Source organism: Bradyrhizobium sp. F1.13.3 (assembly GCF_040548265.1).
Lineage (GTDB): Bacteria > Pseudomonadota > Alphaproteobacteria > Rhizobiales > Xanthobacteraceae > Bradyrhizobium.
This window is the reverse complement of the sequence record NZ_JBEPRI010000001.1, coordinates 807,366-827,075: the sequence shown is the minus strand read 5'-3', so window position 1 is coordinate 827,075 and position 19,710 is coordinate 807,366. Positions and strand designations below refer to the sequence as shown.

Sequence of the window (19,710 nt, the reverse complement as noted above, 5' to 3'; positions counted from 1 at the left end):
GTCGAGGGAGAGAAACATGTCAGGGACTCTGGTCGGTGAATTGATCCTCTGGTTGATCGTCGCCGTCGTGGTGATCGTGGTCGGCGTCTACATCGTGAACTGGCTCTATCATCGCTCGTCCAAGGAGACATCATTCGTTCGCACCGGCCTGCTCGGCGAGCGCGTTGTGATCAACGGCGGCGCCTTCGTGCTGCCGTTCATCCACGACTACACGCCGGTCAACATGAACGTGCAGCCGATGGGCATCGTTCGCTCCCGCCAGGACGCCGTGATCACCCGAGACCGCATGCGCGTCGACATCGAGGCTGACTTTTATGTCCGGGTCCAGGCGACCCGCGAAGCCGTGTCTATCGCGGCCGCCACGCTCGGCCGCCGCACCATGGAGCCCGAGCAGCTCCACGCCCTCCTCGCCGGCAAATTCATCTCAGCCATTCGTTCCGTTGCCTCGGAGATGACCCTCGAGCAGATGCACGAGCAGCGTGGTGAGTACGTCGCCCGCCTCAAAGCCAACGCGGCAGAAGCACTCGCCCAGAACGGACTCGAGCTGGAGTCAGTCGCGATCACCGATCTCGACCAGACCGATCTCGAATTCTTCAATCCCTCGAACCGCTTCGACGCCGAAGGTCTGACCCGCCTGATGGAGGACATCGAGGCCAAACGCAAGCTGCGCAACGACATCGAGCAGGTTTCGATGATCAAGATCCGCTCCCGCAACCTGGAGGCCGAGCGGCAGGCGCTTGAGATCGAACGCGAAAGCGAGACGGCGCGCCTCGAACAGGAGCGTGACATCGAGATGCGCCGCGCCCTGCAACGCACCGAAGTCGCACGTGAGCGAGCCCTGCGCGAGACCGAAGCCGAGCAGGCGCAGATTTCCGCCCGTGAAACCATCGAGAAGGCGCGAATCGCCAACGACCAGGCGATCGCCGAAGCCCGCATCGCTTCGGAGCGTGAGACCCGTCAGCGGGAGATCGAGCGCACCCGCACCATCGAGGAGAAGGAACTGCTCGCACGGGAGGATATCGAGAAGGCCCGGATCGCCAACCAGCGCTCGATCGATACCAGCCGCATCGCCTCCGAGCGCGAGGTGCGCCAGCGCGAAATCGAGCGGATGCAGACCGTCGAGGAAGCCGAGATCACCGCCCGCGAGGCAATCGAGAAAGCGCGTATCCAGCAAGACCGCGTCGTGACCGACGCCCGCATCGCGAACGAGGAGGAGACCCGACGCCGCGAGATCGACCGGACTCGCGCCGTGGACGAAGCCGAGATCGCTGCCCGCGAGACCACCGAAAAGGCCCGCATCGCCCAGATCATGATCGTCAATGTCGAGCGCATCGCATCCGATGAGCGCACCCGAGCGCTGGAGATCCAGCAGGTGCGTAACATCCAGGAAGCCGAGATTGAGGCGCAACGCGCGGTCGAGGCGGCGCGCATCGCCCGCGAGCATAGGCTCGCCGTCGAGCGCATCGCGGTCGAGCAAAATACCCGGCAGTTGGAGATCGAACGCAACCAGACGCTGGAAGTCGCAGAGGTCACGGCGCGCGAAGCCACGGAAGCTGCCCGCATCACCCAGCAAGAACGCGTTCGCTCGCTGGAAATCGCCCGAAACCGCGCCGTCGAGGAAGCCGACATTGCCTCACGCGAAGCCATCGAAGCCGCCCGGATTGCGCAGGAGAAGTCCGTTGCAGCCGAGCGTATTCAGGCCGAGCGTGACACGCGCGCGCTCGAGATCGAGCGCACCGCCGTGCTCGAGGCTGCCGAGTTGAAGCGTCGCGACGCCATCGAGCGCCAGCGCATCGGCGTCGATCTCGCGCTCGAAGCCGAGCGGATCACGTCCTCCAAGAAGCGCGAAGTCCTCAACATCGAGCACAAGAAGGCGATCGAGATCGCGGACGAGGACCGCGTCATTGCGCTTTCGACCAAGAAGTCCGAGCGCATCGACGCCGACCGCCAGGTCAGGCAGGCCGAGATTGTCGCGCGCAGGGAGGTCGAGACCACGGATGTCTCGCGCGAGCATGCGCTGGAGGCGGCGCGGATCGAACGCCGACGTTCCATCGAACAACTCGAGGTCGCCCGTGTCCAGTCGCTCCAGGAAGCCGAGATTGCCGCGCGCGAAGAGGTCGAGCGCTCCCGCATCGCGTCCGATCGTGGCCTCGACGAGGCCCGCATCGGCCGCGAGCGCGAGCTACGCAAGCTTGAAATCAATCGCGAGAGGGAGGTCGAGACCGTTCTGATGGAGAAGGCGATTGCCATCCACCTGAAGTCGTTGGAGGAATCTGCGGCCAAGGCCTCGGCCGAGGAAGCGCGGGTGCATGCCACTGAAGCGACCGAGCGTGTCATTACCGCGCGCGAGAGCGAGATTGCGAAGCGCCGTAAGACCGTGGAGATCCTGATCGCCGAGAAGCAGGCCGAGGAGACGCGAATTGCCGCGGAAGCCGAACGGATCCGCGCTGCGGTCGAGGCCGAGGGGCAGCGTATGCTCAACGAGGCCGAGAACGTGCTGACCGACCAGGCGCGCTACTCGCTGTTCCGGCGAAAGCTGCTCGACCGCATCGAGGGCATCGTCCGTGAGAGCGTGAAGCCGATGGAGAAGATCGAGGGCATCCGCATCCTCCAGGTCGACGGCCTCAACGGCAACGGCCATGGCGGCAATGGCGGCCGCAGCGCCACCGACGAGGTGATCGACTCGGCGCTGCGCTACCGCGTCCAGGCGCCGCTGATCGACTCGCTTCTGGCGGACATCGGCGTCGAAGGCGGCAGCCTCGCCAAGATGCCAGGCCTGATCCGGGAAGCGCGCGACATGCAGGGCATCAAGGACTCCGCACGCAAGGGCGGCGGCGGCGAGAAGCCAGCCGCTGCACCCTCGCCTTCGGCCGAGGGCGAGCCGCCCGCCGAGCGCAGCCCTCGGAAGAAGAGCTGAGGTCGCACCATGGCCCGCGTCTACGTCTCAACCGTCGTCAACGCGCGCAACGACCGCGTCTGGGCGCGGGTGCGCGACTTCAACGGTCTGCCGAACTGGCATCCCGCGATTGCGGAAAGCCGCATCGAGGGCGGCGAGCCCTCCGACAAGATCGGCTGCGTCAGGGATTTTCGCCTGCGCAACGGCGATCGTATCCGGGAGAAGCTGCTCGGCCTGTCCGATTACGACATGTTCTGCACCTACTCGATCCTCGAATCCCCGATGGGGGTCGAGGACTACGTCGCCACGCTTCGGCTGACGCCGGTCACGGATGGCGACCAGACCTTCATGGAATGGACCGCCGAGTTCGACTGCGCACCCGAGCGGGAGGCGGAGCTCGTCGCAAATATCGGCGGCGGCGTGTTCCAGGGCGGCTTCGACGCTCTCAAACGCCAGTTCGGAGGCTGAGCGCCGTGCCGCACATCATCAAGAGCACGATCGTGGATGCGCCGACCGGCTCCCTGTGGGCCGTGCTGCGCGATTTCAACGGGCACGATCGTTGGCATCCGGCGGTCGCGACCTCCACGATCGAGCGCGCCCAAGCCTCGGACAAGATCGGCTGTGTCAGGCGGTTCAAGCTCCAGGACGGCTCCGAGCTGCGCGAGCAATTGCTGACGCTATCGGATCTGGAGCAGACCTTCAGCTATTGCCTGCTCGATACGCCGGTCCCGATGTTCAACTACGTGGCCCACGTCCGCCTGCTGCCCGTGACGGACGGCGACCGCACCTTCTGGCACTGGGAATCCCGCTTCTCGACACGGCCGGAGGACAAGGACCGTATCACCCACATGGTCGCGGAAGATATCTACCAAGCGGGGTTCGACGCGATCCGCCGGCACCTCAAGGAGGCTGTGTCAACATGACTGTGACGGTGAAGACCTTCACGAGTTTGAGTGAGGCCGCCGCAGCGCTGTCGTCCGATCGCAATGCGCGCTATCTCGGCGGCGGCACGCTCGTGATCCGCGCACTGAACGAAGGCGACATCTCCATCTCGACCGTCGTGCGCGCCAATGACCATGCCTTGATGCGCATCGACCCCTCAGGCCCGCGGATCACACTGGGTGCCGGCGTAACTTTCGCCCGGATTCTGGGCGAGCGCGACCTCGCTTTCCTGCACGCTCCTGCCCGCTCGATTGGTGGCCCGGCGGTGCGCAACATGGGTACGGTGGGCGGCAATCTGTTTGCGCCCAATCCCTATGGCGATTTCACCGTCGCCATGCTTGCGCTCGATGCCACCGTGGCCCTGCAAGGCGGCTTTGGATCGCGCGACATTCCGATTGAGGAGTTTTTGCAGTCACGTGAAAGGCAGGCGGGCACGCTCGTGCTGTCGGTGTCCTGCACGCGGCCGGCGAGCGCGGAGGCTTTCCGCTACCGCAAGATCGCACGAATCAAGCCCAAAGGCGGCTCGGTTATCACGCTCGCCGCACATCTGCCTATCAGCGGCGGGCGGGTCGCCGGGGCACGCATTGCATTGGGATCGATGGCGCCGACGCAAATACGTGCGCGGGCGGCCGAACGCGCGCTGGAAGGCCGCTCGCTCGATGCCGCGACCATTGCGGCCGCAGCCTCTGCAGCCGTGGAAGGAACATCGCCGTCCGACAACGCGCTCGGCAGCGCCTGGTATCGCCGCGAGATCGTCGGCGTACATCTGCGTCGTCTTCTCTTGGGTCAGGAATAGATCGTATGGCCAGGACTGCCCTGCAATTTCGTCACAACGGCAGCGATGTCGCCATTTTCGTCGATGGCGGCACCAACCTGCTCGTCGCGCTTCGCGAATTGATCGGCGACATGACGCCGAAGTTCGGTTGCGGCCAGGGGGGCTGCGGCACGTGCAGCGTCCTGGTCGACGGCGAGCTTCATCTCTCCTGTCTGACGCTGGCCGAGACCGTCGCCGGCCGCTCCGTCGAGACGCTGGATAGCCTGAAGCAAGGACCAAACCTGCATCCGCTGCAACGCGCTTTCGCCGAGAATTTTGCTGCCCAGTGCGGCTATTGCACGCCGGGCATGCTGATGGCGGCCAAGGCGCTGCTCGACCGCAATCCCTCCCCGAGCCGCGCCGAGATCGTCGAGGCGATCTCCGGCAACATCTGCCGCTGCACCGGCTACGAGCCGATCATCAACGCCATCCTCGCCGCCTCCGGCGGCCGGGTGAGCGCCTGAAGGACCAGACCATGCTGGAACTGCGCAAAGACATTTTCGCGGACGAGCGCGACGATAATCTCAACGAGATCGGCAAGGGCACACAGCGCCAGGACATGCTCGGCCATGTCACGGGCACATCGAGCTATTTCAACGACCACAAGCTCCAGGGCATGCTGCACCTGAAAGTCGTCCGCTCGACCCATTCTCATGCAAGGATCCGACGGATCGACACCGCGGAGGCCGAGCGCTCCGCCGGCGTGCGCCGGATCATCCGCGGCTCCGACGTGCCCCGTAACCTCAACACGCTCTTGAGCCTGATCAATTTCGGCAAGGACGACGAACCGTCGCTGGCCGTCGACAAGGTCCGCTACAAGGGCGAACCGATCCTGGCTGTCGTCGCCGACAGCGAGCGCGAGGCGTTCGAGGCGATTGCAAAGGTGCGGATCGACTATGAGCCGTTGCCTGCCGTGTTCGACGTGGAACATGCGTTGAAGGCCGGCGCACCGGTCGTCAACGATACTTATCCGAAGAATGCCTTCATTTATCACGACGTATATGACCACCAAAAACTCCGCTTCGGCGATGCCGATGCCGCGCTCGCGACCGCCGATCACGTGCTCGAGCAGCGCTACCAGATGTCGCCTATCGAGCACGCGCCGACCGAAACCAACGGCTCGATCGCGGCGCCCGACACCAACGGGCGCTACGTCGTCTATACGTCGACGCAGGCACTGTTCTTCTCAGTCGACACCTGCGCCAAGATTCTCGACGTCCCCTCCAACACCTTCCATTTCATTGGCGGCACCGTCGGCGGCGGCTTTGGCGGCAAGGTGGACACGCTGACCGAACCTTTATGCATCCTGGGTGCGATGCTGACGGGACGTCCCGTGCGTTACGTGTTCGGACGCGAAGAAGAGATGCAATACGGCCCGCCGCGCGGCGCCGAGCGCATCTACATCAAGGACGGCGTGATGCGCGACGGCCGGGTCGTCGCGCGAAAGATCCGCGCATATTTCGACAGCGGCGCATATACGCGGCTCTCAAGCTATGCAGCGGTCAAATGCGCAGCCCACCTGCCAGGGCCTTACACCATCCCGAACGTCTATGGCGATGTCTACTGCGTCTTCACCAACCGTACGCCGGCAACCGCGATGCGCGGCTTCGGCGTCACGGCAATGGATTTTGCGATCGAGTGCCAGATGGACAAGCTCGCGAACCTCGTCGGCATGGATCCGATGGAGTTCCGTATCCTCAATGCCTATCGCGACGGCGACATGAAGGCGCATCGGCGCGAGGCCAAGAACACGGCACTGATCGAGTGCGTCCAGGTCGCTGCCGAGAAAGCCAAATGGCCGATCCGCGACGAGTTCAAGCGCGCCTCCTCCCGCAAGGACGGAGGCGGCAGCCGCGCCGCCATCCCGCGGACGCCTGCCGACACCAACGCGCGGATAACTACGCCGGCGCAGCAGCGCACGAGCTATGATCGCCTGCCAACGACCGCGTCGCGCGAACCGCCGCGCGAGCCCCCACCGCCCGCACCGCCACCGCCGCAGCCATCGCGACCAACATCGCCCTCGCATGGGGCGGGTCGATTCTCATCCGTGTTCGGCACCAGGAGGCGTTGAGATGACCCGACATCGCGGACGCGGCATCGCGTCGGTCAATTATCCCATCGGCATGAACCTCGGTGGCGATCCCAGCCAGGCCCTGGTTCACTCCAATCCGAGCGGCAAGTTCACCGTGGCGCTGTCGTCGATTGATCTCGGCCAAGGCATGAAGTCGGTAACGCGGCAGATTTGCGCAGAGACACTCGGCGTACCCGTCGAGGACGTCTATGTCGACACCGCCGATTCCGATACCGGTCCGCATTGCATGGGTTCGTTCGCCTCGCGCGGCACACATCGCGTCGGCAATGCCGTGATGGCGGCGGCGCGCGAGGCGCGCGGCGTGATGATGGAAGCCGCAGCAGAGGAACTCGAGGTCAACGCCGCCGATCTCGAAACCGACGGGCGTGGCAACATCCACGTCAAGGGCGCGCCGCACCGCTCGATCTCCACCAAGGACGTCGCCATCGCGGCGCAGTTCAAGCAGGGCAAGACCATCGCGGGTCGTGGCATCTTCCTGGTTCCCCTGTCCAATGTCGATCCGGAAACCGGCGAGATGTCGCCGGCGACCTGCTACGCCCACGCCTGTCTCGTCGCCGAGGTCGAGGTTGACGACGAGACCGGCGAGGTCACGATGATCCGCATGGACTCGGCCTATGAGCTCGGCCGTGCGCTCAACCCGCGCCTGGTCGAGCAACAGCTCGTCGGCGGCGCGTGGATGGGCGTCAGTCACGCGCTCTACGAGACGCCTGAACCCTATTATCCCGACCCTATCCACGGCCCTCGCGACTTCGTCGAATATGTCATGCCCGGTCCTGGCGACATCTGCCCGCACGACATCGCCGTGTTGGAACGTCCCGCCCCCGATGGCCCCTTTGGCGCCAAGGGTCCGGGCGAAATGTGCGCGAATCCCGTATTGCCAGCGGTTGCGAATGCCATCTTCAACGCCGTCGGCGTCCGCATCGACGATCTGCCGATTACGCCGGAGAAGGTGCTGCGCGCGATCAAGGCCGAGGGCGGTGCGCGCCCTCAGGCGCGGCGCTGAGGACTCGATGGCCGTCCGCAGCAACATCGTCGGCATCGACAGCCCCGAGGCCCTGGAGAAGGCGCTTCGGGCGGCCTATTACCTCGCCGACGAGGGACTGGCGACCGCGGCCTATCTCGGGCTGGCGTTGGGCAAGCCATTGCTGCTCGAGGGCGCGCCGGGCGTCGGCAAGACCGAGGCCGCCAAAGCTATTGCCGCTGTCCTCGGCCGCCGACTAATCCGCCTGCAATGCTACGAAGGCATCGACGCGTCCGCCGCACTCTATGAATGGAACTATCCGCGCCAGATGCTCGCCATCCGTCAGGCCGGCGATGAGAGCATCGACATCTATGGCGAAACGTTTCTGATCGAGCGACCCATGCTGGCGACGCTGCGCGCGCCTGACTCGACTGTGCTATTGATCGACGAAATCGATCGCGCCGACCAGGAATTCGAAGCCTTCCTGCTCGAGTTTCTGTCTGACTTCCAGATCTCGATCCCGGAACGCGGTACGGTGCGCGCCTCCGAGCGCCCGGTCGTCGTCCTGACTTCAAACCGCACGCGGGATCTTCATGAAGCGTTGCGGAGGCGATGCGTCTATCACTGGATCGACTATCCCACCGCTGAGCGCGAAGCGCGCATCGTGATGATGCGGGCCTCCAGCGTCGCCGAAGGGACCGCGCGGGCCGTCGTCGCGGCCGTCGAGAAGCTGCGACGCGAGCCGCTCAGCAAGGCGCCCGGGATTGCCGAGGCCGTCGACTGGGCTGAGGCCGCCACGCTGCTGCACAAGGGCGGGGCGCGCTGGCCTGATGCATTCAGGCGCTCGATCGGCGTTGCCCTGAAAGACGAGGAGGATCTGCACTTTATCTCGCCGCGCCTCGATGCCCTGCTGGCGGAGGCCTCTGCATGAGCGCCGAACCCGAACTGCCGCACGCTGCGCGTGTTTTCATCTCGTTCGTCGGCTTGTTGCGAACGAACAGGTTTGCCGTCGCACCGGAACAGACGACCTCGTTCCTGGCCGCAATCCAGTTGCTCGGTCCCCGCCGCCTGGAGGACATTCGGCAGGCAGCCCTCGCAACACTGGCCCCTCCGCCGGACCGTCGTGCAACGTTCGACCGGCTGTTCGATCTGCACTTTCGTGGAAACGAGGCCATCGAGCGCGTCGATGACGGTGAGGACGACGAGACGGTTCGGCTGCAAGAGGAGGCCCGCGGAAACGACGAGCCGCTGTTGTCGGACGAAGCCAATGAGTCCGGTCTCGCAGCAGCGCGCGCCGAAGCCCTCGTCGAGCGCCGGTTTGCGCAGCTCTCGACCACCGGTGCGCTGCGCCGTCTGTCCCGCGAGGCACCCAGGCGCCTACCGAAGCGGCGCGGCCATCGCCGCATGCGGGCACGCAGCGGGCCCTACGCGGATTTGCGCCGCACCCTGCGCGACTCCGTTCGCAGCGACGGCGAAATCCTCCGGCTGGGACGTTTGAAGCGGCGGCAGCGTCCACGCAAGGTGTTGCTTCTGATCGACGTCTCCGGCTCGATGAAGACCCGCACCGAGGAGAATATGAAGTTCGCGCACGCGCTGGTGCAGGCGGCGCCCAACGTCGAGGTCTTCACCTTCGGCACACGGCTGACCCGCATCACCCGGCCGTTGCGTCTCAAGCGGCGCGAGCAAGCGCTCAACGCCGCGGCCTACGTGGTGAGCGACTGGGACGGCGGCACCCGAATCGGCGATGCGCTTCAGGCCTTTCTCGCGGTGCCCCGCTTCGGCGGATACGCGCGGGGCGCCGCCGTGATCATCGTTTCCGACGGCCTGGAGCGGGGCGAACCCGATGCGCTGCGCGACGCGGTCGCGAAACTATCGCGCCGTGCGTGGCGCGTGAGCTGGCTGACGCCGCTCGCGTCTGGTCCCGGCTTTCGCCCGCAGACCGAAGCGCTGGTCGCGATCGAACGCCTCGTCGACGACCTCGTCGATGGTGGATCGAGCGCGTCGATCGTCGCGCACGTGCTGGCGCTGGGACAAAGGAGAGTTGCGTGACCGACATCGTCGATGGGCACCATCATATCTGGCGCCAGGCCGACCTGCCCTGGCTGGTCGGTCCGATGCAACCGCGCATCTTCGGTCCATACGAGCCGATCCGGCGCGATTACCCGATCGAGGAATATCTCGGCGACCTCGAAGGCAGCGGCGTTACCCGGTCGGTCTATGTCCAGACCAACTGGACCAATGACCGCTTCGAGGACGAGGCCGCTTGGGTGCAGCAGACCGCCGAGGAGCACGGCTGGCCGCATGCCATCGTGGCTTACGCCGACTTTTCAGTGGGCGATGTGCGTCCACAGCTCGACCGCCTGAAGCGCCATGCCCTGGTACGCGGTGTTCGCATGCAACTGCATTGGCACGAGAACCCGCTTTATCGCTTTGCCGCGCGGCCGGATCTCTGCACCGATCCCGTGATCCAGCGCAATATCGCTTGCCTTGCGGACTATGGCTGGAGCTTTGACCTTCAGGTGTTCACGCCGCAGATGCCGGACGCCGCACACCTTGCGGAAGCCTGCCCCAAGGTGATCTTCATCCTCCAGCACGCCGGCATGCTCGAGGACCTTTCACCCTCAGCCCGCGCCGCGTGGCGTGCCGGGATGGCCCGCCTCGCCGCCTGCCCGAACGTCGTGTCGAAACTGTCGGGGCTCGGAACCTTCATCCACCGCAACGACCCCGCGCATATCGCATCCGTCCTGACCGACACGATCGCGATCTTCGGCGCCGAACGCTGCTTGTTCGGCTCGAATTTTCCAATCGAGAAATTGTGGACCAGCTACCGCGAGTTGATCGATGCGTTCCGTGCCGCCGCAGCGCCGCTGCGAGATGATCAGCGCGAAGCCATCTTCAGAACCACCGCCATGCGCGTCTATCGGCTCTGAGCGCCGAGGAAACCAATAAGAACGGACACAGGAGGGACGGAATGCCGCTGGAAATCAAGATCCTGGACTATGGCGATATCGAGCTGGAATCGAGCTTTCTGGTTCTCGGCCACGACTGCGGCCGCACCCGCCGTGTCCTCACCCTCGGCTTCCTGATCCTCGGCGGCAAATACCCGGTCGTGGTCGATACGGGTTACCGCTCCAACCAGATCATGGAAACGCTGGGGATGCGCGGCCTGCAGTATCACGAGCACATGATTGAGAACCAGCTTGCGCGGCACGGCGTGCGGATGGGCGATGTGCGTTTCGTCTGCCACACCCATCTGCATATCGACCACGCTGGCAAGGACGATCTGTTTCCGATGAACACGACCGTCGTCCTCAACCGCCGCGAGCTCGAGTATTCCGTGTCCGGCCTCATGCATCCGCAATATCCGGCGCCGGATATCAAGCATCTGATCGACCGTCTGCACACCAAGAGCGCGCTGCGCTTTCTCGACCTCGAAATCACGGGTCCCATCGAGCTGATGCCGGGCGTCTACTGCGACGCCGCGAATGCGCATACCGAGGGGTCGATGAACATCATCGTAGAAACCGCCGACGGCATCGCCACCATCTGCGGTGACGTCATCTATGATTTCAACGACCAGATCGTGACGCCCTTCAACGAGATCCACGACTGGGAGCCACGCACCACGGGCAACCACGGCACCACCAAGCGGGCCGAGAAGGCCGCCATCAAGAAGCTGCTCAGCAATTCGCGCTATCTGCTGCCGGTCCACGACCGTCCCGCCAAGATCGAGGGCGGCAACGTCGTCGGCCGGCTGCACGACCAGGTCCCTGGACCGGTCGTGCAATCCCTGCCCCAGCGCAACTGGTTTCCGGCCTAGACGCCAGAGGATGGACGATGACGCACGTCACCTTGCGCTCCGAATTCGAGACCCTGATCGATCCTTACGCACCGGTCGCGCAGATCGGCACCGGTTTTGACTTCACGGAGGGACCGATCTGGCATCCGGTCGATCATTATCTGCTGTTCTCGGACATGCCGGGCGACGTGCGCCGGCGCTGGGATGGGCGGCGCGGCATCGCCGAGGTCAAACGTCCGTCGAACAAATGCAACGGCATGACCTATGACGCCGAGCTCAATTTGATCGTTTGCGAGCACGCGACATCGTCGTTGATCCGCGAGCGGCCGGACGGGCGGCGCGAGGTGCTAGCCTCGCACTTTGGGGGGCAGGAGCTTAACAGCCCCAACGACGTCTGCGTGCACTCCTCCGGCGCGATCTATTTCTCGGATCCCTGGTACGGCCGCATGCCAGTCTATGGCGTCGAGCGGCCAAGGCAGCTCGGTTTCCAGGGCGTCTATCGCGTCGTGCCCGGCGCCGAGCCGAAGCTGGTCGTTGACCGCAATCTGTTCGACCAACCGAACGGGCTGTGCTTCTCGCCCGACGAGAAACTGCTCTATGTCAACGACACCGTGCAGGCACTGATCCGCGTATTCGACGTCAACGGCGACGGCTCGCTGTCGAGTGCGCGTGTATTCGGGAGCGGCATCCGCTCCGAACTCGAGCCCGGCTTGCCGGACGGCATGAAGTGCGACCAGCACGGCAACGTCTGGGTTACGGCACCCGGCGGGGTCTGGGTCTATTCGCCGCAGAGCGAGCTGCTCGGCAAGCTCCGCCTGCCCGAGCTCGTCGCCAACCTTACCTGGGGCGGGCCGGATTTTCGCACGCTGTACCTGACTTCGACGCACTCGGTCTATGCCGTCCCCACCAAGGTCGGACCGCGCCATGAGCCCTATATGAGCGGCAAGCGAGGCAGCGGCACTGCAGCGACCGGCTCTGCTTCCGCTGCACCCGTCCTCGCCGACGGCGAAATGCAGCTCGACCCGCGACGCTGTGCCATGATCATCCAGGACCTCCAGAACGACGTCATCATGGACGGTGGCGCCTTTGCCGATTCCGGCGCGCCCGGGCATGCGCGCCAGCAGCATGTCGTCGAGAATGTTCGCCGCCTGGCGGAAACGGCGCGGGCGCGCGGCGTCGCCATCATTCATGTCTGGTTCGTCGTCGAGTCCGGCGCGCCCGGCGTGACCTTGAATGCGCCGCTGTTCGAGGGTCTCCTCGACAGCAAGGCGATGGTGCGCGGAAGCTGGGGCGCGGCACCGGTGTCAGGTCTCGAACCACGGCCCGGCGACTTCGTGGTCGAGAAGGTGCGCATGAGCGCTTGGGAAGGCACGAGGCTCGAAACAATTCTGAAAGCAACCGGCCGCGACATGATCATCAACACCGGCGCCTGGACCAACATGTCGGTCGAGCACACGGCGCGGACAGGTGCCGACAAGGGCTACTTCATGGTTGTTCCCGAGGATTGCTGCTCGACCATGAACGCCGATTGGCACGCTGCGTCGATCAACTTTGCCATGCAAAACGTCGCCGTCGTGACCAAGGCCGATGCGGTCATCAAAGCGCTGGGATGAGCGGTGGCGAAGCTCCTGCACCTGTCCTGCTCGCCCCGCGACGACTCCTGGTCAAGCGCCGGCGCACGCGTTTTCCTTGACGGCTTTCGCCGAGCTCGGCCCGACTGGGACGTGGACGTCATGAATCTCTGGCGGGAGCGCCTGCCGGAGTTTTCAGGCCCCATTGTCGAAGCCAAATATGCGCGGATGAAGGCGCAAGCCTTCAACGACGCGCAGCGGGACAGTTTCGCGGAAGCCGAGCGGATGGCGGTGCGCTTAGCGCTCGCCGAGCGGGTGCTGATTTCGACGCCGATGTGGAACTTCAGCATTCCCTATAAGCTTAAGCAATGGTTCGACGTCATCGTCCAACCCGGGCTCACCTTCCGGTTCGACCCGTCCCTGGGATATATCCCGCTGCTGAAGGACCGGCCGACCATCGTCATCATCGCCAGTGGCAGCGATTTTGCCACCGGCATGAACCGCGGCCGCATCGACATGGCAACGCCTTACCTCCGCGAAATCTTGCGCTTTGTCGGCATCAACAATGTCCGTTTCATTCTGATTGGGCCAACCACCGGACCGCAACAGCCCATGGAAGCGGCCCGCGAAAGGGCCCACCAACGTCTGGCCGAAATGGCCGCGAGCTTCTGATGCGCCCCGCCGGCCAGTCGAGATTACGGCAGATTGTCCCGCAGAAAAATGTCGATGCGGATGCGCTCCTGGTCGGGGCTGATGGGCTCACCCGAACAATGCGCGAGCAGAATTCTCGCCGCAGACCGTGCCTCGTGGCCGGGATCCTGGTTGATGATGGCATCGAGCGCGCCGCGCACCAGGAAACGCCGTGTATATTGAGTGAGCTCATGGGCAATCCAGACCACCTCGCGCGCGCGTCCTGAGGCCTCGAGCGCGTCGGCGATGCCACGGTTGCCGGCGCCGCAGCAGTAGATGCCGCGCAGATCGGGCTGGCGCGCGAGCAGTGCCGCAGTGAGCTCTCGCGTGCGCTCGCTGTCGTCGCGGCCCTCGATCACCGGCAGCGCGAGCAGGTTCGGATACTCGCTGGACAGGATCTGGTGGAAGCCGAATTGCCGTTCGGTGTGATCGCGCAGCGACAACGATCCCGCGATCACGGCCACCGTCCCCTTGCGACCAGTGAGGAACCGTCCCATCAGCGTTGCAGCGGTGCGGCCTGCCGCCGGATTGTCGATGCCGACATAGTGCAGGCGACGCGAGCTCGGCGCGTCCGACACAAGGGTCACCACAGCGACCCCGCGCGCGGTGAGTTCGTCGATCGCCGCGCGTACCCTGGGATGGTCGAGCGCGATGACGGCGACGCCCTGATACGCCGGCGAGAGATTTTCCAGGGCGGCGGCGAGTACGTCCGGATCGAACACGTCAACATGGAGGACATCAATGAAGCCGCGCTGGCCGGCGAGCCAGTCCGCGGTGCGCTGGACCTGCTCGGTCAGGTTGGTCATGAAGCTGTTGCTGCCGGTCGGCAGCACGAAGGCAAAGCGGAACGTCTGCCCGCGGGCAAGCCGAGCGGCCGCGACGTCGGCCCGATAGCCGAGTTTTGCCACCGCGGCCTCGACTCGCGCGACGGTCTTGGCGCGCACGCCCTCACGCCGGTTGACGACGCGGTCGACCGTGGCGAGCGAAACACCCGCCGTGCGCGCGACGTCCTCAAGCGTGGCACGAATCACCGGCTGGGTCGCACCAGCAGTCATTCGCGTGCGGCCCACAGCATGCCACGGGTCATCAACGTTCGGATCTCCGGTACGTCGAGCTCGTAGGCGCGGTGGCCGAGCGAGGAATAGAACACCCTGCCCGCGCCGTATCGCTTCTTCCAGACCACGGGCATCACCACGCCCTCGATCCAGGGCGCGTGCTCGCCGGTGAAGGTCGTCGTCGCCAACACCTCGTTGGCGGGGTCGACATGCATGTAGTATTGCTCGGAACGGTGCTCGAAACTCTTCAGGCCCTTCATGATGGGATCATCCGGCTTCGTCAAGTCGACCTTGTAGTCGATGATGTTGCCGGGATGCGCAACCCACTGCCCTCCGCACAGGAACTGGTAGTCGACGGAATCGCGGAACGCGTCGCCCATGCCGCCATGATGGCCGGCGAGCCCGACGCCGCTGCGGACCGCAGCGCAGAGGTTGAGCGCTTCCGCCTTCTCGATCTTCGACATGGTATAGATCGGGATGATCAGTGACAGGTCGTGAATCGCGGGATCGGCGAACGCGGCGGTGGTGGTTTCGGTCCGCACCTCGAAGCCTTCCGCTTTCAGCCAGCCGCGGATCATCGAAGCACAGAGATCGGGATCGTGCCCCGGCCAGCCGCCCCATACAATCATTGCCTTGCGCATGTTTCTGTCCTTAGTCGATCTGTCCGGTTTCACGCCCGGCCGGCAGCATCGCCGGCCGCTCGACGCAGCTCTCGATCTTGACGCGTCGCCCTTCGTCGGCGGAGGTCTGGAACGCCTCCATCACCTCCAGCACGTGGAGAGCGAGTGCGCCGCTGGCACGATGCGGCCGGTCATTCAGGATCGCGGAGGCCATGTCGGCGACGCCAATGGAACGGAACTCGCCATCGACATGACCATGAGTCAGCGGCACCGGCTCCCAGTCGCCCCCGGTCCTGGCGACCTGCACTTCGCCGCCGAAGCGGTTCGGGTCCGGCACCAGCATGCTGCCCTTGTCGCCATAAATCTCAATTGGCGCGTGCCGGTGCTTCGGCACATCAAAGCTCATCGCGATTGAGACAACCGCCCCGCTCTCGAATTCGAGCGTGCCGGCGACATGGGTCGCAACTTCGACCGGGATCAGCGTGCCGTTCATCGGCTGGCTGGTGACCAGCCGCTCGGATTTCGGACGCGCGGTCGAGCCCATCACGCTCGCCACCGGGCCGAGCAGCTGCACGAGATCAGTGATGTAGTACGGCCCCATGTCAAGCATCGGCCCGCCGCCGCGCAAATAGTAGAAACCCGGCGCCGGATGCCAGCGCTCGTGGCCGGGGCAGCCGAAGAACGCGCTACCGGCCACAGGCCTGCCGATCGCACCATCGTCGATCAGCTTGCGCGCGGTCTGGTGTCCGCCGCCAAGGAACGTATCGGGCGCGCAGCCGACGCGAAGACCCTTTTGCGCGGCGAGATCCATCACCTTGCGGGCTTCCGTGACGTTGATGCCGAGCGGCTTCTCGGAATGAACGTGCTTGCCGGCGTTTAGCACTGCGAGGCTGACGTCAGTGTGGGCGAGTGGCACGGTGAGATTGATGACGATCTCAATATCGTCCCGCTTGAGCAGTTGATCGACCCGCATCGCCGGCAATCCGAAGGCGGAGCCCTGCCGCTCCGCGACGTCGCTGCGCATATCGGCGAGCGCCTTGATTTCCATGACCGGGAAGCGCTGGGCCGCCTTCAGATAAGCTGTGCTGATATTGCCGCAGCCGATGATGCCGATGCCGACTTTTCTCATTGTGATCTCCGTGAGGTACCGTTCACCCCTTGACCGCGCCTGCGGTGAGGCCAGCGACGATGTGTTTCTGCGCCAGAAGAAAGAGAACGATCGTCGGCAGGATGGTCAGCGTGATGAAGGCGAGGATCAGATGCCACTCGGACGAATACTCGCCCTGATAAATCATGATACCGAGCGGCCAGGGATAGAGCGCGTCGGTGTTGAGCATCACCAGCGGCAACAGATAGGCATTCCAGCTGTTGACGAAGGTGATGGTGCCGACGGTCGCCAGGATCGGCCGCGATAAAGGCAACGTCACATAGCGGAAAAACTTGATATAGCTGCAGCCGTCGACCAGCGCGGCCTCCAGCAGTTCGTACGGGATGTCCTTGAAGAAACGCCGCAGCAGCAGCACGCTCATCGCAAGACCGAAGGCTGCCTGCGGCAGGGCAACGCCAAAATATGTATCGAGCAACCCGAGATCGCGCACTTTGATGAAGAGCGGCAGCACCGCTGTCGCGGCCGGAAACAGCAGGCCCAGCGTCAGGTAGCTCAGCAGCATCGAGCTGCCGTAGAACCTGATATGGGCGAAGGTGAATGCCGCCATCGAGGCGACGATCAGGGTCAGTGCCACCGTGAGAGTCGAGATAATCAGTGAGTTGCGCAAGAGCTGCCAGTAGCGTGCCGAGAACAGGATGTCGGCATAGTTCTGCCACTCCCAGTGACGTGGCAAGCCAAACGGATTGACGCGCAGTTCGCCGAGCGATTTGAAGCCACCGAACAAGGTCGCGAGCAACGGCACCATGACGATGATGGCAACGACGGCGAGGAACACCATCTTGAACAGCATTGAGGGATCGAACGGCGCGCGAATAGCCTTGGCGTTACTCATCGCGCATGAACCATCGCTTGTACGTGAAGGCAAAGGTCACGCAGATCGCGAACAGAATGACACCGATAGCGCTCCCGTAGCCGACCCGCATGCGCGAGATGCCGTTGTTGTAGAGAAAACTCACCATCGTGTTCGAGGAGTCCGCAGGGCCGCCGCGCGTCAGCGGCATGACGAGGTCGAAGAGCTGCAGCGAGCCGACGATGGCGAAGAACACTGAGAGCCGAATCGTCGGATAGAGCAACGGGATGACCACATGTCGCAAGGCTTGCGATCGGGTCGCGCCGTCAATGCGTGCCGCCTCGACCAGGCTCTTGTCGAGGCTCTGGAGCGCTGCGATGAACAGCATCATGTGGAAGCCAAAGTACTTCCAGACGATCACGATCAGCACCGCCAGCATGGCCGTATCCGTCGAGGCAAGCAGATGTGGGGGCTCGGCGCCGAAGGTGCGCCAGATCGAAGCTACAAGGCCGTAGTCGCCATCATAGACGAAGCTGAAGATCAGCCCGGTCGCGATCTCCGCCAGGATAAAGGGCATGAAGAACAGCATGCGCAGAGCCACCGCCCCTCGAAAGCGTTCGGCGAGCATCAAGGCCAGCGTGAGCGCAAGCGGCAGCTGAATGGCGAGCGAAACTCCGATAATCAGGCCGTTGTTGCGCAGCGCGAGCCAGAAGGCGCGGGTCTCCAGCACAAAGCGGTAATTGTCCAAGCCGATCCAATTGGTCGGCCTGCCGAACCCGTTCCAATTGAAGCCCGAATACCAGGCTGCTTCGCCGATCGGCAGCACAACGAACAACGTGAACAACAGCAGCGCCGGCGGCAGGAACAGGATGAGCACCGTCAGCCTGCCGTCCCAACTTGGGCCGCGGATCGTGACCTGTGGCACCATCTCGCCAGCAGCGCCGATCGCCGACACGCTCGCGGTCCGCCGCGCCACCGTCAGTTGCCCTGCTTCCACGCCGCTTCGATCGCCTTGGCAGCGTCTTGCGGGCTCATGCTGCCACCGGCGATCTCGGCCGTGACATCGTTGACGACGCGGCCGACCGACGGACCGAGGCTCTGGTCATAGAAGTTCTGGTGGTAGTTCGACTTCGCCAGATTGGCGGCGATCAGCTTCATGAAAGCGTTGTTGAGGCCGACATCCGCGCCCTGCACCACCGGGATGATGAAGTTGCCGGCGGCAAGCCGCGTCTGCACATCCTTGGAGACGAAATATTTCAGGAAATCGACAGCCTCCTTCGGCGAGCCTTTCGTAATCAGCCAACCGGTGATGCCGCCGAGCGTATCGGTCGGCGCGCCCTTGCCGCCGGTCACGACCGGGAAGTCGAACCAGCAGATCTTGTCTTCGTTCAATCCGACTTTGTCGGCGGCGAGAGCGCGTTGCAGATGATAGACCGTGCTGATCGCGAGCGTCATCGCCGCCTTGCCGTCGCCGAAATAGCCGACGGCTTGCGGATTCTTGAAACCCAGGAAGCCATTCTGGAACGGCTGGAGATCCACGAGCTGCTTGAACAGCTCGCCGGATTTTTGGAAGGTCTCCCCGGCAAAGCCGCCGTTCTCGCCGCGTAGCGCCGCATCGAACGCCGCCTTGCCGCCGATGCGCACAGCAAGATGCGTCCAGTAGAAGTGCAGCGGCCATTTGTCGGCGCCGCCGACGACGATCGGGGTCACGCCGGCGGATTTCAACGTCTTCACGGCAGCAAGCAGATCGTCCCAGCTCTTGATCCCGGCAGGATCGACCTTCGCCTTGGCCATCAGCTCCTTGTTGCAGAGGAAGCCAACCTGCGAGAGTGCTGTGGGCAGACCATAAACACGGCCGTTGCTGGTGAAGGCGGCGAGCGCCGCCGGTGTGAGACTGTCGCTGTAACCCTTCACAGAATCGGTGATCTCTTCGAGCACGCCGGCCTCGATCTGCGTCTTCAGGACACCGCCCGCCCAGCTGTAGATGATGTTGGGCCGGTCTTTGGATTGCAGGATGGTCGGCAGCTTGGCCTTGTAGGCCTCGTTCTCGAGGAACTGCATCTCGACCTTCACGCCCGGATGCAACCCCTCATAGGCGCGCGCAACCTCCTCCCAGATTTTGACCTGGGCCGGGTTGGCCTCGATGTGCAGCCACTTGACCGTCGTTTCGGCCGCAGCGAGTTTCGCCCCGAACAGGCATGCGACAACGGCCAGTCCCAGTTTCCCGAGCAGTCTCATCACATTCCTCCCAACGGCTTTTATTCTTTGGTGCAATCCTGCCTTCGATTTTTGAGGTACGCAACTGAAATTCT

General features: G+C 64.1%; 19 protein-coding genes. 13 read left to right on the top strand and 6 right to left on the bottom strand.

The features are described from left to right. Positions 1–16 precede the first annotated feature (16 nt). Genes ABIB66_RS03715 through ABIB66_RS03655 form a run of 13 tightly spaced genes read left to right on the top strand, consistent with a single transcriptional unit; the run spans position 17 to position 13,747 of the window. On the top strand, positions 17–2,917 hold the full coding sequence (locus tag ABIB66_RS03715) for a flotillin family protein (protein ID WP_354204471.1): 2,901 nt from the start codon (positions 17–19) through the stop codon (positions 2,915–2,917). A gap of 9 nt (positions 2,918–2,926) precedes the next feature. Next, positions 2,927–3,364, top strand: a complete 438-nt coding sequence (locus ABIB66_RS03710) for an SRPBCC family protein (protein ID WP_007593021.1) — start codon at positions 2,927–2,929, stop codon at positions 3,362–3,364. Positions 3,365–3,369: 5 nt separating this feature from the next. Next, positions 3,370–3,819: an SRPBCC family protein gene (locus ABIB66_RS03705; protein ID WP_354204473.1), complete on the top strand. Its 450-nt coding sequence runs from the start codon at positions 3,370–3,372 to the stop codon at positions 3,817–3,819. Next, on the top strand, positions 3,816–4,634 hold the full coding sequence (locus tag ABIB66_RS03700; RefSeq protein WP_354254150.1) for an FAD binding domain-containing protein: 819 nt from the start codon (positions 3,816–3,818) through the stop codon (positions 4,632–4,634). Before ABIB66_RS03705 ends, ABIB66_RS03700 begins: the two co-directional genes overlap by 4 nt. Positions 4,635–4,639: 5 nt before the next feature. Next, positions 4,640–5,116, top strand: coding sequence for a (2Fe-2S)-binding protein (locus ABIB66_RS03695; protein ID WP_354204477.1), 477 nt, complete (start codon positions 4,640–4,642; stop codon positions 5,114–5,116). Between the two features lie 11 nt (positions 5,117–5,127). Next, positions 5,128–6,723 (top strand): xanthine dehydrogenase family protein molybdopterin-binding subunit, encoded by a 1,596-nt coding sequence (locus tag ABIB66_RS03690; protein ID WP_354204479.1) that lies wholly within the window; start codon positions 5,128–5,130, stop codon positions 6,721–6,723. 1 nt (position 6,724) lies between these two features. Then, the gene (locus ABIB66_RS03685) at positions 6,725–7,747 is read left to right on the top strand and encodes a xanthine dehydrogenase family protein molybdopterin-binding subunit (protein WP_063992928.1); all 1,023 of its coding nucleotides are present in this window, start codon (positions 6,725–6,727) and stop codon (positions 7,745–7,747) included. 7 nt (positions 7,748–7,754) lie between these two features. Beyond that, positions 7,755–8,636 carry an AAA family ATPase gene (locus tag ABIB66_RS03680; RefSeq protein WP_354204482.1) on the top strand — a complete coding sequence of 294 codons (882 nt, stop codon included), beginning with the start codon at positions 7,755–7,757 and terminating at the stop codon, positions 8,634–8,636. Beyond that, a complete protein-coding gene (locus ABIB66_RS03675; RefSeq protein ID WP_354204484.1) occupies positions 8,633–9,754 on the top strand; it encodes a vWA domain-containing protein in 1,122 nt (373 codons plus the stop codon). Before ABIB66_RS03680 ends, ABIB66_RS03675 begins: the two co-directional genes overlap by 4 nt. Beyond that, the gene (locus ABIB66_RS03670; RefSeq protein ID WP_354254148.1) at positions 9,751–10,635 is read left to right on the top strand and encodes an amidohydrolase family protein; all 885 of its coding nucleotides are present in this window, start codon (positions 9,751–9,753) and stop codon (positions 10,633–10,635) included. Before ABIB66_RS03675 ends, ABIB66_RS03670 begins: the two co-directional genes overlap by 4 nt. A 41-nt stretch (positions 10,636–10,676) precedes the next feature. After that, on the top strand, positions 10,677–11,525 hold the full coding sequence (locus ABIB66_RS03665; protein WP_275167539.1) for an MBL fold metallo-hydrolase: 849 nt from the start codon (positions 10,677–10,679) through the stop codon (positions 11,523–11,525). 17 nt (positions 11,526–11,542) lie between these two features. Then, positions 11,543–13,117, top strand: coding sequence for an isochorismatase family protein (locus tag ABIB66_RS03660; protein ID WP_354204489.1), 1,575 nt, complete (start codon positions 11,543–11,545; stop codon positions 13,115–13,117). 3 nt (positions 13,118–13,120) lie between these two features. Beyond that, on the top strand, positions 13,121–13,747 hold the full coding sequence (locus ABIB66_RS03655) for an FMN-dependent NADH-azoreductase (protein WP_354204491.1): 627 nt from the start codon (positions 13,121–13,123) through the stop codon (positions 13,745–13,747). A 23-nt stretch (positions 13,748–13,770) separates the two neighbouring features. Here the strand turns inward: ABIB66_RS03655 and ABIB66_RS03650 are convergent, their stop codons facing one another. The 6 genes from ABIB66_RS03650 to ABIB66_RS03625 are packed head-to-tail and all read right to left on the bottom strand — an operon-like array spanning position 13,771 to position 19,636. Continuing rightward, positions 13,771–14,820, bottom strand: a complete 1,050-nt coding sequence (locus ABIB66_RS03650; RefSeq protein ID WP_354204493.1) for a LacI family DNA-binding transcriptional regulator — start codon at positions 14,818–14,820, stop codon at positions 13,771–13,773. Further along, complete coding sequence (locus tag ABIB66_RS03645) at positions 14,817–15,461, bottom strand: ThuA domain-containing protein (RefSeq protein ID WP_354204495.1); 645 nt, start codon at positions 15,459–15,461, stop codon at positions 14,817–14,819. Before ABIB66_RS03645 ends, ABIB66_RS03650 begins: the two co-directional genes overlap by 4 nt. 10 nt (positions 15,462–15,471) lie before the next feature. Then, positions 15,472–16,569: a Gfo/Idh/MocA family protein gene (locus tag ABIB66_RS03640; protein WP_354204497.1), complete on the bottom strand. Its 1,098-nt coding sequence runs from the start codon at positions 16,567–16,569 to the stop codon at positions 15,472–15,474. Positions 16,570–16,591: 22 nt separating this feature from the next. Then, positions 16,592–17,440: a carbohydrate ABC transporter permease gene (locus ABIB66_RS03635; protein ID WP_354204499.1), complete on the bottom strand. Its 849-nt coding sequence runs from the start codon at positions 17,438–17,440 to the stop codon at positions 16,592–16,594. After that, a complete protein-coding gene (locus tag ABIB66_RS03630) occupies positions 17,433–18,374 on the bottom strand; it encodes a carbohydrate ABC transporter permease (RefSeq protein ID WP_473321536.1) in 942 nt (313 codons plus the stop codon). The genes ABIB66_RS03635 and ABIB66_RS03630 overlap by 8 nt, the downstream gene beginning before the upstream one ends. A 2-nt stretch (positions 18,375–18,376) precedes the next feature. After that, positions 18,377–19,636, bottom strand: coding sequence for an extracellular solute-binding protein (locus ABIB66_RS03625; RefSeq protein ID WP_354204501.1), 1,260 nt, complete (start codon positions 19,634–19,636; stop codon positions 18,377–18,379). Positions 19,637–19,710 lie beyond the last annotated feature (74 nt).